The sequence below is a fragment of the Neisseria sp. P0019.S003 genome, from assembly GCF_051957115.1.
Taxonomy (GTDB): Bacteria; Pseudomonadota; Gammaproteobacteria; order Burkholderiales; family Neisseriaceae; genus Neisseria; species Neisseria flavescens_D.
Genome location: NZ_JBQCWT010000007.1, coordinates 14,183 through 27,250 on the forward strand (window position 1 = coordinate 14,183; position 13,068 = coordinate 27,250).

General features: G+C 50.4%; 14 protein-coding genes. 8 read left to right on the plus strand and 6 right to left on the minus strand.

What is annotated here, in order from left to right; genetic code table 11:
• Positions 1-155: 155 nt before the first annotated feature.
• The 3 genes from glmU to ACTHTS_RS09840 form a co-directional block, all read right to left on the minus strand.
• Positions 156-1,529: a bifunctional UDP-N-acetylglucosamine diphosphorylase/glucosamine-1-phosphate N-acetyltransferase GlmU gene (gene glmU, locus ACTHTS_RS09830; RefSeq protein ID WP_440369923.1), complete on the minus strand. Its 1,374-nt coding sequence runs from the start codon at positions 1,527-1,529 to the stop codon at positions 156-158.
• A 98-nt stretch (positions 1,530-1,627) separates the two neighbouring features.
• Complete coding sequence (locus ACTHTS_RS09835) at positions 1,628-1,912, minus strand: membrane lipoprotein lipid attachment site-containing protein (RefSeq protein WP_440369924.1); 285 nt, start codon at positions 1,910-1,912, stop codon at positions 1,628-1,630.
• A gap of 62 nt (positions 1,913-1,974) precedes the next feature.
• The gene (locus ACTHTS_RS09840) at positions 1,975-2,622 is read right to left on the minus strand and encodes a pyrimidine 5'-nucleotidase (RefSeq protein ID WP_440369925.1); all 648 of its coding nucleotides are present in this window, start codon (positions 2,620-2,622) and stop codon (positions 1,975-1,977) included.
• 64 nt (positions 2,623-2,686) lie between these two features.
• Between ACTHTS_RS09840 and ACTHTS_RS09845 the strand changes: the two genes are divergently transcribed.
• The 5 genes from ACTHTS_RS09845 (at position 2,687) to ACTHTS_RS09865 (ending at position 7,093) form a co-directional block, all read left to right on the plus strand.
• Positions 2,687-3,688: a thiamine ABC transporter substrate-binding protein gene (locus ACTHTS_RS09845; protein ID WP_440369926.1), complete on the plus strand. Its 1,002-nt coding sequence runs from the start codon at positions 2,687-2,689 to the stop codon at positions 3,686-3,688.
• 111 nt (positions 3,689-3,799) lie between these two features.
• Entirely contained in the window at positions 3,800-4,645 is an 846-nt protein-coding gene (locus ACTHTS_RS09850) for a mechanosensitive ion channel family protein (RefSeq protein ID WP_440369927.1), read from the plus strand.
• Positions 4,646-4,720: 75 nt separating this feature from the next.
• Positions 4,721-5,188, plus strand: coding sequence for a CinA family protein (locus tag ACTHTS_RS09855; protein WP_070646414.1), 468 nt, complete (start codon positions 4,721-4,723; stop codon positions 5,186-5,188).
• 127 nt (positions 5,189-5,315) lie between these two features.
• Positions 5,316-6,008 carry a hypothetical protein gene (locus tag ACTHTS_RS09860; protein WP_440369928.1) on the plus strand — a complete coding sequence of 231 codons (693 nt, stop codon included), beginning with the start codon at positions 5,316-5,318 and terminating at the stop codon, positions 6,006-6,008.
• Between the two features lie 23 nt (positions 6,009-6,031).
• On the plus strand, positions 6,032-7,093 hold the full coding sequence (locus tag ACTHTS_RS09865) for a hypothetical protein (RefSeq protein WP_070826394.1): 1,062 nt from the start codon (positions 6,032-6,034) through the stop codon (positions 7,091-7,093).
• 72 nt (positions 7,094-7,165) lie between these two features.
• Here ACTHTS_RS09865 and efeB read toward each other — a convergent pair whose 3' ends face one another.
• From efeB to efeU, 3 genes are all read right to left on the minus strand, one after another.
• Entirely contained in the window at positions 7,166-8,431 is a 1,266-nt protein-coding gene (efeB, locus tag ACTHTS_RS09870; protein WP_440369929.1) for an iron uptake transporter deferrochelatase/peroxidase subunit, read from the minus strand.
• Positions 8,432-8,565: 134 nt separating this feature from the next.
• The gene (gene efeO, locus ACTHTS_RS09875; protein ID WP_049333129.1) at positions 8,566-9,732 is read right to left on the minus strand and encodes an iron uptake system protein EfeO; all 1,167 of its coding nucleotides are present in this window, start codon (positions 9,730-9,732) and stop codon (positions 8,566-8,568) included.
• 12 nt (positions 9,733-9,744) lie between these two features.
• Positions 9,745-10,569, minus strand: coding sequence for an iron uptake transporter permease EfeU (efeU, locus tag ACTHTS_RS09880; protein WP_036492490.1), 825 nt, complete (start codon positions 10,567-10,569; stop codon positions 9,745-9,747).
• Positions 10,570-10,952: 383 nt separating this feature from the next.
• Between efeU and ACTHTS_RS09885 the strand changes: the two genes are divergently transcribed.
• From ACTHTS_RS09885 to ACTHTS_RS09895, 3 genes are all read left to right on the plus strand, one after another.
• Positions 10,953-12,128: a cytochrome-c peroxidase gene (locus tag ACTHTS_RS09885; RefSeq protein ID WP_049333127.1), complete on the plus strand. Its 1,176-nt coding sequence runs from the start codon at positions 10,953-10,955 to the stop codon at positions 12,126-12,128.
• A gap of 138 nt (positions 12,129-12,266) precedes the next feature.
• On the plus strand, positions 12,267-12,596 hold the full coding sequence (locus ACTHTS_RS09890; protein ID WP_094192864.1) for an FKBP-type peptidyl-prolyl cis-trans isomerase: 330 nt from the start codon (positions 12,267-12,269) through the stop codon (positions 12,594-12,596).
• Positions 12,597-12,722: 126 nt separating this feature from the next.
• Positions 12,723-12,971, plus strand: a complete 249-nt coding sequence (locus tag ACTHTS_RS09895; RefSeq protein WP_003686612.1) for a BolA family protein — start codon at positions 12,723-12,725, stop codon at positions 12,969-12,971.
• The last annotated feature ends 97 nt before the right edge of the window (positions 12,972-13,068 follow it).

The following is a 13,068-nucleotide window of genomic DNA, read 5'->3' on the forward strand; positions in this document are numbered from 1 at the left end:
TCCTTAGTATCAAAAGTTTGAGAAAATGACTGCTGCTCCGGCTCCCGAAAGCGGCAGTCGGAAAACGCCGTTTTATATTCATTAAAACGGCAAATCTGGATTTCAGACGGCCTGTTGTTTCTCAAGGCCGTCTGAAAACAAATAAAAGATCAACCTTACTTCTTATCGCCTTTTTCCGGACGCACCCAGCCTTCGATGACGGTTTGGCGCGAACGGGCAAGGACGAGTTTGCCGTCTTCGCAGTTGTGGGTAATCGCGCTGCCCGCGCCTGTCGTCACTTTGTTGCCGAGGGTAACGGGAGCAACCAGTACGCAGTTTGAACCGATGCGCACTTCGTCGCCGATGACGGTTTTGTGTTTGTTCACGCCGTCGTAGTTGGCAATAATCGTGCCGGCGCCGAAGTTGGTTTTGCTGCCAATCTCGGCATCACCGATGTAGGTAAGGTGGTTGGCTTTGGTGCCGTTGCCGATGGTGGCGTTTTTGACTTCGACGAAGTTGCCGATGTGTACGTCATCGGCCAGTTTGGCTTGCGGACGCAAACGGGCGTATGGGCCGATTTGGTTGTTTTCGCCGACTTCGCAACCTTCAAAATGAGAGAATGGGGCGATTTTGGTGTTGGCACCGATTTTGGCGTTTTTGATCACGCAGTTGGCACCGATTTCGACGTTGTCGCCGAGTTCGACTTCGCCTTCGATGACGACGTTGACGTCAATCACGACATCTTGTCCGTGTTTCAGACGGCCTCGTAAATCGAAACGTGCCGGATCGCGCAGGGTTACGCCTGCTTTGAGCAATTCTTGCGCCTGTTCGGTTTGGAAAATGCGCTCGAGTTCGGCCAGTTGGAGTTTGTTGTTCACGCCGGCGGCCAAATGGGAGGCGCGGACTTGGACGGGATGAACTTTAATACCGTCGGCAACGGCTTTGGCGATGAGGTCGGTCAGGTAGTATTCGCCTTGGGCATTGTTGCTGGAAAGGCTGTTCAACCAAGCTTCGAGTTTGGCATTGGGCAGAACCAAAATGCCGGTATTGATTTCTTTCACGGCCTTTTGGGCGGCATCGGCGTCTTTTTCTTCGACAATGGCGGTTACGCTGCCGTTGCTGTCGCGGATGATACGGCCCAAACCTGTCGGATCGTTAGGCACGTCGGTCAACAGGCCGACTTCGTCGCCTGCGGCTTCGAGCAGGGTTTCGAGGGTAGCTGCGTCAATCAGGGGAACGTCGCCGTACAACACCAGCGTGCGGCCTTCGGCAGACAGGTGCGGCAGGGCGGTTTTGACGGCGTGGCCGGTACCGAGCTGTTCGGTTTGTTCAACCCAAACGACATCGCGTTTGACAGTATCCAAGACCTGCTCTTTGCCGTGGCCGATGACGACGCAGATGTTTTGAGGATTCAGGGAGGCGGCGGTGTCGATAACGCGCTCAACCATGGGAAGGCCGCCGATGCGGTGCAGCACTTTGGGCATTTTGGAGTACATGCGCGTGCCTTTGCCGGCGGCGAGGATGACGATATTTAAAGCTGTCTGAGCCATGATACGGTTTCCGTTGTCGTTGTTTGAGGCCGTCTGAAAAGTGGGGCAACAAGTGTTGATTGTTTTTCACTCCGTTTCAGACGGCCTTTGGGATATTGTTATTCGGTTGCTGGCTGTTGGTTGGCAAATTGCGGTTTTTGCCAGTGTTGGCCGCGTTCGCCGTGTTCAACGTGATCCGCTTGATTGGATTGGACGGCGCGGCGCTCTGGGCGGAACTGGTTGTAATTCATGTTTTTAGAATAAGTACCGTCCTGATAAACGATAGGTGTGCCGGTGGCATATTTTTGGCGTACGGCGGTACGGCCGGATTCGTTGGTGTAGGTTTCCCAAGAGCAACCGGCCAAAACGGCGGCAGCGGTCAGAATTAAAGCGAGTTTACGCATGATGTTGTCCTTGTTTTTTAAATGTCGGCAATACCGTGTATTGTACTTGTTTTTTCAAAACTTCACGGCAGTTTTGTGCAAAATTCAAGCAAGCCCTGCATATCTTTTGCTATGCCGTCGGCAAATGGCAACGGATGGGCTTTTTCGCCGTACCAAACGGTCTTCATGCCCAAGGCTTTGGCTTGGTGCAGATTGTCGGCGCTGTCGTCCACCATGATGCACTGTTCGGGTTTGACGCCCAACAGGCGGCAGACGTTGAGATAGGCTTGCTGATTGGGTTTGTAGAGCAGACCGAAGTCGTCCGTGCCGAACAAGCCGTCAAAATGCGCTTCCAAGCCCAATGCCTCAACCAATGCGCGGACATAAAACGAAGGCCCGTTGGAAAATACGGCTTTTCGCCCTTTCAGACGGCCTAAAACGTCATCAGTTCCATCCATACCCTCCACCTTTGCCAAAATTTGCTTAAGGGGGTGACTTTCACGCAAAAATTCATCGATATCGACTTCGGGATGATGAATTTGCAAACCGGCAAGCGTCGCGCCGTATCGGTGCCAATAATCTTGGCGCAGGTGGGAGGCGGCTTCTTCGGAAAGTTTCAGACGGCCTGCCATGTATTCGGTCATGGCGCGGTTGATGATGTAGAAAATGCCGGCTTCAGCATTGTGCAAAGTATTGTCGAGGTCAAACAGCCAAACGGGGGAATGATTCATATCGTGCCTTGATATGCAGATTTTGTTATGATATTTCGTATTTTACCCGTACAAAGGAAAGAGAATGAAACTGAAATTGTCCGCAGTGGCTCTATTACTGGCCTCAGCAAACCTGTACGCCCAAACCGAAGTGCGTTTGGCCGTGCACAAATCCTTCAGCCTGCCCCAATCCGTCATCGCGCAATTTGAAAAAGCCAATGATGCCAAAGTGTCCGTCATCAAGGCAGGCAGCGGCAACGAAATGCTCAACAAGCTGATTTTGAGCAAGGCCAACCCGATTGCCGATGCGGTTTACGGTTTGGACAACGCCAACATCGGTAAAGCCAAAGCCGCCGGGATCCTCGCCGCCAGCCAACCCAAATCCGCGCCCGTAACCGCTTCCCTGCCCGATGCGCTGGCTGTTGATTACGCCTATGTCGCCATCAACTACGACAAAAAATGGTTTGAACAGAAAAAACTGCCCCTGCCGCAAACCCTACAAGACCTGACCAAACCGGAATATAAAAACCTTCTGGTGACCCCGTCTCCCGCCACATCCTCACCCGGCCTCTCCTTCCTCTTGGCCAACATCGGCGGCATGGGCGAAGAAGGCGCGTTCAAATGGTGGGCGCAAATGCGCCAAAACGGCGTGAAAGTCGCCAAAGGCTGGAGCGAAGCCTACTACACCGACTTCACCCAAAACGGCGGCGCCTATCCCCTCGTGGTCAGCTATGCCACCAGCCCGGCGGCCGAAGTCCACTACTCCAAAGGCAAATACAGCACCCCACCCACCGGCAACCTCTTCCTCAAAGGCGGCACATTCCGCCAAGTTGAAGGCGCGGCCGTTTTGAAAGGCGCAAAACAACCCGAGCTGGCAGCCAAACTGGTAAGCTGGCTGCAAAGCGGCGAAGTGCAAAAAGCCCTGCCTGCCGAAATGTGGGTCTATCCGGCTGCCAAAAACACGCCGCTGCCCAAAGTATTCGAGTTTGCCCAAACCCCGAAACACAGCGATTCCCCCAATCGCGCCGACATCAACACCAAACAAAAACAATGGGTGAGCCGTTGGAGCAAAACTGTTTTACGTTAAACCGAAAAACTTAAAAACACATCAAGGCCATCTGAAAAACCAAATCATTAGTTTTTCAGACGGCCTTGTTTTACAATAACCTTTTAAACAACTTCACACGCACACACAATTATGAATTTCGATCTTCAAGTCCTCTCTTCGTTCTCCGGCTGGGAACAACTCGCCCAAACCGGCATGTCTTTCGGCACGAACCTGCTGGCCGCCTTGGCCATCTTCTTTATCGGCCGCTGGGTCGCCACGCGCGTGGTGACACTGATGAAAGCTGCGTTGACACGCGCCAAAGTCGATAAAACGCTGGTCAGCTTCCTCGGCAACGTTGCCAACATCGGCCTGCTGATCCTCGTCATCATCGCCGCACTGGGCAAACTCGGCATTCCAACCACTTCCGTGACCGCCTTGATCGGTGGCGCAGGCTTGGCCGTGGCTTTATCTTTGAAAGACCAACTGTCCAACTTCGCTGCCGGCGCGCTGATTATCCTGTTCCGCCCGTTTAAAGTCGGCGACTTTATCCGCGTCAACGGTTTTGAAGGCATCGTCCGCGAAATCAAAATGGTACAGACCTCTTTAAGCACGCCGGACAACGAAGAAGTCGTCCTGCCCAACAGCGTGGTCATGACCAACAGCATCACCAACCGCTCCTCCCTGCCCCTGTGCCGCGCCCAAGTCGTTGTCGGCGTCGACTACGCCTGCGACTTGAAAACCGCCAAAGCCGCCGTATTGAGAGCGGCAACCGAGCATCCATTGTGTGTTCAAACCGAAGAACGACCTGCCGTCGTATACATTACCAACCTTGGCGACAGTGCCATCGAAATTACCCTTTGGGCATGGACGCAAGAAGAAAATCTCGGCCCGTTCCGATTCGCCCTGAACGAGCAGGTCGTCGAAAACCTGCGCGAAGCCAACATCAACATCCCATTCCCACAATGTGATGTCCACCTCATTCAGCCGAAAGACTGATTTCAACTTTCAGGCCGTCTGAAACCCGGCGGGTCAAACGCCCGCCCTATTCCACCATTTCCATAAGGAGCCGCCATGTCCCATCTGCAAACCATCGCCGAACACCTGACCAGCCGCCGTCAAACCGTTACCTGCGCCGAGTCCTGCACCGGCGGACTGCTTGCCGGTGCGCTGACCTCACTCTCCGGCAGCTCGCAATGGTTTCATCAAAGCTTCGTCACATACAGCAACCAAGCCAAGCAGGAGCGTCTTGGCGTCATGCCCGATACTTTACTGAAACACGGCGCAGTCAGCCGCGAGACCGTCTATGAAATGGCACGCGGCGCAAAGGCCGTCGCGCAGGCAGATTACGCCTTGAGTATTTCCGGCATCGCCGGCCCTGGCGGCGGCAGCGCGGCCAAACCGGTCGGCACAGTCTGGTTCGGCCTGGCCACTCCCGAAGGCTCGTTTGAGCAAACCGCGCTTTTCACAGGCGATCGCGAAGCAGTAAGGGCGCAAGCCGTCGAATACGCATTGGCTTTCTTGGCGGAACATTTGGTTTGATAGAAAAAACTCAGGCCGTCTGAAATCAGGTTTCAGACGGCCTTTCATAAATTAAGATATTTAAAACTTTAATGGTATATACTTAATCATATTTTTTACTATCAACCGAAAATATAAAGGAAAAATAATGAACAAAACAAAAAAATATACACTAGCTCTTTTAGGCTTTTTTGCAACTTTTTTAAGTGCCTGTTCCCAATATAATGATCCATACAAAAATGGACCTAAAGAGATTAATGGACATCCCGTATACGAAATACCATTCGAACACCCTTTAATTATCGACCCCCAAAAGGAGCAAGTGTTTTATTTTAAATTGAATAAAAAGCCAAAAGCACCTGAAACTAATTATGTTATCTATATTATGACAATGTATCCAATTGATGATAACAAATATTATGATGCTTCAAAAGGCCTAGATACGAATGATATTTTAATTAAAAATAAAATGTTGCAGTTTGAAGCCAATCTATCTCATTTTGATAGTAACAATATAGAAACTAAAATTGGTTTAAGTAATGAATGGATATATTATCCTGATTTACTTCAATATAAAAACAAAAACAAAAATAAAAATGGAACAGTCCCCCGTTTTCAAAGTGAATTAACTCAGTTTACTGCTGATTTAGCCTCCAGCATTCCTCCATTAAGGATATTTGACAATAAAAAGTACGGCGTTCATAAAAATGAGATGGCATATTTTTTAATACAAGAAGAAGGGGGATATTATCGTCTTTCCATTAGGTCATTGAAAAAATTTCCAGACTACCCAAAACTTAAATTATCTGTATATATCAGTACAGAACGAACCCCAAAGTAAACTTTAAATAAAAAGGAAGTCTTATGAATGATGATAACAGATACACTTTAACCATCTATGTAGCTGCACCCGGTACCCCTTTATTTAAGGATGGAAAACCTTGGATGGAAAATGGTGAGCAAAAAACTTCTCAACCAGGCCATGTGTTCTACGGTATCAGCAAAGATGGAGGTCATACTATCGATTCATACGGTTTTGCCCCTCCCCTAGATACTGATAAATACCATTGGTATCACCCTGACAAACCAGGAGATGTCCAAAAGGGGGAACACAAAGAATACTTGAATCCAGTTTATGAACGAACTATGGAGATTACCAAAGAACAATATATGGCCTTACAGAATTTTGGCGAATACCCCCAAAACTACGGTTTTAATAAAGAAGTATACAACTGGGCTACCAACAGTTGTATCGACTTCACTTTTACAGCCCTCTATCGTAGTGGAATATACAAGGGTAAAGAATACATCCATCATTATGAGGGGGTGGAGGTAGGTAGAACCATTAATAATTCTTACGAAGGAACTATACGAGTATTGCCTAATATAGAAGAGTTTGACAAGATTTCTAATCAGATTCCCAATAGCGACTTGAACCAAACCATCAAAAGGGCGATGCCTAAACGTACTCCTATACAGTGGCTTATCAGTGAAAATCAACACGAACAACAATATCGATACGCACAGGCTGGTATTGATGGGAATATTCTACAAATCAACGATATGCCTAAAACTGCCCAGACCATCTTCCACCAGTGTAAACAGGCTTTTACTGACTTCTGTGATAAGAAAAATATTGCCTATGATACAAATGATGTAGATAAAATTGCTATGTCATTAACCTCTGCAGGCTATGCAAACAAAATGCAGGGCGTGTCTTTAATCAATATTAAAGATAACGGGGAAATATCTATCGGACACAAAGATCCTGGGTTGATAACAGCTTCTGCGAATATGAAAATAGCTGCAACTACACCCATCGAAGAAAGTTTAACCAAAATACAGGAGACCGCACAAAATTTTGAATATGAGGCGAAACAAAAACAAATGGTGCAATCCCAATCACATGGACTGATGCTTTCTTAACTAAAAAGGCCGTCTGAAATCTGGAAATCAGGTTTCAGACGGCCTTTTTATCTACTCAAACCATCAGCGGATTTATACGTCCAAAAGCTCTTTGCCGAGGAAGCTGCCTTTTTCGACACCCGGCAGGACGAAGAAATAGCCGCCGCCAAACGGGCTGATGTATTCCTCCAGCGGCTCGCCGTTGAGCAGGTTTTGCACGAAGATGAAGCCGTCGGCAAGGTTGGCCTGATAGCAGATGAACACCAAACCGACATCGAGCTGGCCGTTGGCGGCGAGGCCGCGCGAGTAGTTGAAGGCGCGGCGGTAGAGCAGGTGTTTTTTCATAAACTCCGGATCGCGCGGATTGGCAAGGCGCATATGGCTGTCTTTGGGCGTGATTTTGCCGTCGGGGTCTTTGGCGAAATCGGCGGTGTCGCCCTCTTTTTTACCGTCCATAGGCGCGCCGCTGTATTTGCGCCGGCCGAAAATATCGGTTTGTTCCTGCATCGGGGTGCGGTCCCAAAACTCGACAAAGTGGCGGATGAGGCGGACGGCCTGATAGCTGCCGTTTTTCGCCCATGCCGGTTCGTCCAAGCTGTTGGCGGCAACGCCCGTCCACAGAACCTGATCGGCGACTTTGGGATCTTCGACTTTGGGATTGCCTGAGCCGTCGCGGAAACCTAAAAGATTGCGCGCGGCAATGGCGCCGGGTTCGGCTTTAGGGAGCCAACCGTCTATGCTCCAGCGGATGACGGCAAACTGGGCGGTGTTTTTGATGATGTCGCGCAGGGCGGCTTGGCAGGTTTCGGGGGAAAACGCGCAAATTTGCAGGCTGAGGTCGCCGTCGCACCAAGATTTTTGGAGTTTGTCGTTGGGGAAGTCGCGCATTTCCTGCAGGTGTTTCGGCTTTTTGTCTTTGAGACCGAAGCGGTCGTCAAAGAGGCTGCTGCCGACGCCGACGGTAACCGTCAATCCGTCAGGGCGGAATTGTTTGCCGAGGATGCCGCTGCCTGCAGGCGGGAGTTTGTCGTCGCCGTCTTGGTATTCGCCGCCTTGGGTGAGGAATTCGATGCGGGCGGTCAGGGCGCGGAATAGGTTTTCAAGTTGTTTGGCGTCTTTGGCGGTAACGTCAAAAGCACACATGATGCCGAAGAGCTGGTGTGGCGTGACGATGCCTGCCTGATGCTCGCCGTAACACGGATAGGCCAACTCGGAATGTTGGTTGTTTTGGGTCTCGGCGGCGGCTTCGCCTTGTTTTTTACCGGCAAAATAACCGGCAACGCCGATGGCGCCGGCGGCAAGGGCAGTTTTGAAAAGGGTTCGTTTTTCGGGTTGTGCCGGTTGTTTGTTTTGGCTCATGGTCTGCTCCTTGGCAGGGAACGGAAAGATTGCAATCGTATGAAGTAAGGTCGGTTTTCAAGTATATTTGTGTGGGCGACAATAAGATTCAGACGGCCTTTCAATATCCAAAGGCCGTCTGAAAACGCGTTATCTTATTTCAAACCCAAAATGCCGCGCAGTTTGGCCAAGTCCTCTGCCAAGGCATTAATCGGCGCCTGCAGGGCTTTGCGGTCTTCTTCGCTCAGTTTGTCGTACAGCTCGAAGCCGTCTTGTTTTTTGTATTTCGCCAAAATGTCTTCAACCTGTTTGAAGTTGGCATCAGTTTTTTCCAACAGCGCTTTGTCTTTGGCTTCGATCAGCGGACGGAACAAATCAACGATTTTTTTGGAGCCTTCCACATTGGCTTGGAAGTCGCTCAAATCGGTATGGCTGTAACGGTCTTCTTCGCCGCTGATTTTGCTGCCGGCCACTTCTTCAATCAGTTCGGACGCGCCGCCGACCACCTTACCCGGAGGAAACGCCAATGCGTCGATTTCTTTTTGCAGTGCTTCGACATCGGTCATCAGTTTGGCTGCAATTTCCTTCACGCCGGATACGTCTTTTTCTACCCAAAGGGCGTGTTCGATACGGTGGAAGCCGGTAAATCCGGCATCTTTCGCACCGTCTTTGAAGTCGTCTTCACGCGCATCGATGACGGGGTCGAGTTCGCTGAAAAGCTCGGCAATCGGTTCGATACGTTCGTAATGGACGCGGGTGGCGGCAAACAGGGATTTGGCCTTTTCAATGTCGCCGGCTTTAACGGCTTCGGTAAAGGTTTTGGTTTTCGCCACCAGCTCTTTAACCTCGCCTTGAACGTAAGCTTTATAGTCGGCGAGCGGTTGAGACAGTTTTTCCAAATCCGCTTCGTTGGCAGTGTCTTTGAAGCCGCTGTCGGTAACAATCAGCTTACCGCGCGGATTGGTCAACAGGCCGCAAGTCATTTCATATTCGCCCGGCAGCAGGGTAACGGTCATTTTGTCGGATAAACCCGGGGCGATGTTTTCACGCTCGTCCACCACCATCACGCCTTTCAGGATTTCCCATTCCAGCTTGCGGCCGCTGTCGTTTTTGATGTTGAACACGACTTGGCCGCTGGGGACGGTCAATTCCATCGGTTCGCAGGCAGTATCGTTCACGCCGATATTGACCGAACCGTCGGCATTAGCGGCAGCGGATGCGCCTGAAGCGGCAGGCGCGGCTTTTTCGGCTTCAGGCGGCTGACACGCGGTCAAACCCAGAGCCAACATTACGGACAAAGCAGTTAGATTGAATTTTTTCATTTTACTTCCTTTTTATTTAGTTAACGTTTTTGCCGGCGCACTGCCGCGCAAAAACCAAATCATGACGGGAACCAGATACAGCAGCCAAATCAGGACTTCGCCTTCGGTTGGGTGGTCGGTATAGCCGAAGAAACCGCCGAGCAGCACGCCTAAAGGGCTGTCTTCATGCAAATATTTCGATGTGTCGAAAGCAATATCCTGCATCACATTCCATACGCCGGCCTCATGCAGCGCGCGAAACGAACCAGCCAGCAGACCGGCCGCCACCACAATCAGAAACGCGCCCGTCCAACGGAAAAACTTCGCCAAGTTCAGGCGCATACCGCCCTGATAAATCAGCGTACCGATGACAACCGCCACCAACAGCCCTAATACCGCGCCTATCGGCATAGACCACGTCGGGCTTTGCTGGAACACGGCCAGCAGGAAAAACACGCTCTCCAAACCTTCGCGCGCCACAGCCAAAAACGCCATGCCGACCAAGGCCCAACCCTGGCCGCTGCCGCGGTTCAAGGCCGACTGAACAGAATCCTGAAGATGCTGTTTCATCGAACGTGCGGCCTTCTTCATCCACAAAATCATGTACGTCAGCATCGCCACAGCCACCAGGCCGATGGCGCCGACCACCAATTCCTGTTCTTTTTGCGGAATCTCGCCGGTAGCGGAATGGATGCCGTAACCGATACCCAAACACATGACCGAAGCCAAAAACACGCCCAGCCAAACCTTCGGCATCAGCTCGCTGTGTCCCGACTGTTTCAAAAAACTGGCAACAATACCGACGATCAGGGCGGCTTCGATGCCCTCGCGTAACATAATCAATAAAGCAATCAGCATAAAAAAAACTCTAAAGTGAAACGTTCATTTATTAACGCATTTATAACGCTTTATGCTTAATAACGCAAATTATTTTTATTTTTTAATAACCCCATATTTATTAAGATTTTTTAAAATAGAATAACGGACGTAATCAATAAAAACTAAAAGGCCGTCTGAATTTTATTTTTTCAGACGGCCTTAATTTATCTAAGCAATTGTAAATAAATAATAAAAAAGTTCCATAGTATAAATTTCCCTATCAGTGATATTTTCAAAATTTATCAAATTTAAAAGGTTGATTTACAACAAAAATTAAAACCGCCTTATCTTTTATAGTTGGCATATTGCTGGTGCAATCAGCAATCCATTACATAACAAACGCATAACAAAGGAACCCTCCTATGCCACGTTTAAAACTCCACCAAATCGCTTTGGCTTTGGCCGTTTCTGCCGCGTTGACCGCCTGCGGCGAGAAAACGGCTCAAACAACCGAAACCCCTCAAGCGGCTTCTGCCGCGAGCGCTGCCGATGCTGCCGCAAGCACCGCCGCTGTTTCGGCCCCTCAAAATTCCGCCGATGTTTCTGCCGAAGACAAAGCCCTGTTGGAACGCGCGCAAACCGTGTTCAAACCTTTGCCTGATGCGGCCGAAATGCAAAAAATCCGTCCGTTTACCGAAGAGCAGGTCAAACTCGGCCAACAACTTTGGTACGAAACCCGCCTGTCCAAAGGCAACACCGTCAGCTGTAACTCCTGCCACAACTTGGCAACTGCTGGCGTAGACAACATGCCGACCAGCGCGGGCCACAAAAGCCAATTCGGCGCCCGTAACCCCCCGACTGCCCTGAATGCCGCCTTGTTGGGCAGCCAATTCTGGGACGGCCGTGCCGCCGATGTGGAAGAACAAGCCGGCGGCCCATTGCTCAACCCGGTTGAAATGGCCAACGCGACCGAAGCCGATGCCGCCGCCAAAATCGCCGGTATCCCTGAATACCAAGAAAAATTCAAAGCCGCATTCCCTGAAGACGGCGCGGTTTCCTTTAAAAACATCACCACTGCATTGGGCGCGTTTGAACGTACCCTGCTGACTCCGACCCGTTGGGACGACTACCTGAAAGGCAACGTATCTGCCCTGAGCGAACAAGAACGCAAAGGCGTACGCGCATTTATGGACAACGGCTGTATCGCTTGTCACAACGGCGTCAACTTGGGCGGTACCATGTTCCAAAAATTCGGTTTGGTGGATGGTCCTTACTGGAAACACATCGACGATCCTAAACACGACAAAGGCCGTGCGGACGTAACCAAAAAAGCCGAAGACGAATTCTTCTTCCGTGTTCCCGGCTTGAGAAACGTTGAACGTACCTATCCATACTTCCACAACGGCAGCGTTTGGGAATTGGATAAAGCCGTCAACATCATGGCGAAAGCTCAATTGGGTAAAACCCTGGCTCCGGAAGACACTGAAAACATCGTTGCCTTCTTGAAAGCCCTTTCCGGCAATGTTCCGGAGTCTGCCCGAACCATGCCTGAGCTGCCCGTCTCCCACGATGTCAAATCCCAACCTGACAACAAATAAGGGTTAGCATAAAACAAGGCCGTCTGAAAATCCGTTTCAGACGGCCTTTTTGCTGCCGGCCATATGGGCAGCTTTGTTTCACGATTGCGCACAATATGGTAATCTTGAGCCGATTTTCACCATACATCCGAAAGGAACATCATGAGCCTGATTATTGAAGACTTGCAAGAAGGCCACGGCAAAGAAGCCGTCAAAGGCAAAGAAATCACCGTACATTACACCGGCTGGTTGGAAGACGGTACCAAATTCGACTCCAGCCTCGACCGCCGTCAACCGCTGACCATCACTCTGGGCGTCGGCCAAGTGATTAAAGGCTGGGACGAAGGCTTCGGCGGCATGAAAGAAGGCGGCAAACGCAAGCTGACCATTCCTTCCGAAATGGGCTACGGCGCACACGGTGCCGGCGGCGTGATTCCTCCGCACGCGACTTTGATTTTTGAAGTCGAGCTGCTGAAAGTGTACGAATAAGCATTTGACGCTTCAAAAGACCGAGGCCGTCTGAAACCCGAAGTTTGGTTTTTCAGACGGCCTGTTTTTATCAAGATTCGGTATAATGCCCTCTTTTACAAGCAAACCATTTCCCAAGGAACCCCCATGCTTTTACCCGAACAAGTCAAAACCCTGATTGAAGGCGTTACCCCTTGCGAACACGTCGAAGTCGAAGGCGACGGCCATCACTTCTTCGCCGTAATCGTTTCCTCCTCATTTGAAGGCAAAGCCCGCCTCGCCCGCCACCGCCTGATTAAAGACGGCCTCAAGCCGCAACTCGAAAGCAACGAATTGCACGCGCTGTCTATTTCCGTTGCCGCCACTCCGGCCGAATGGGCTGCCAAACAGGCTTAATTTGGAATCAAACAAAAGGCCGTCTGAAAACTTTTCAGACGGCCTTTTTCATACATATTAAACAGCGCAGGCAATCGATACAAACGCCAAACCGCAT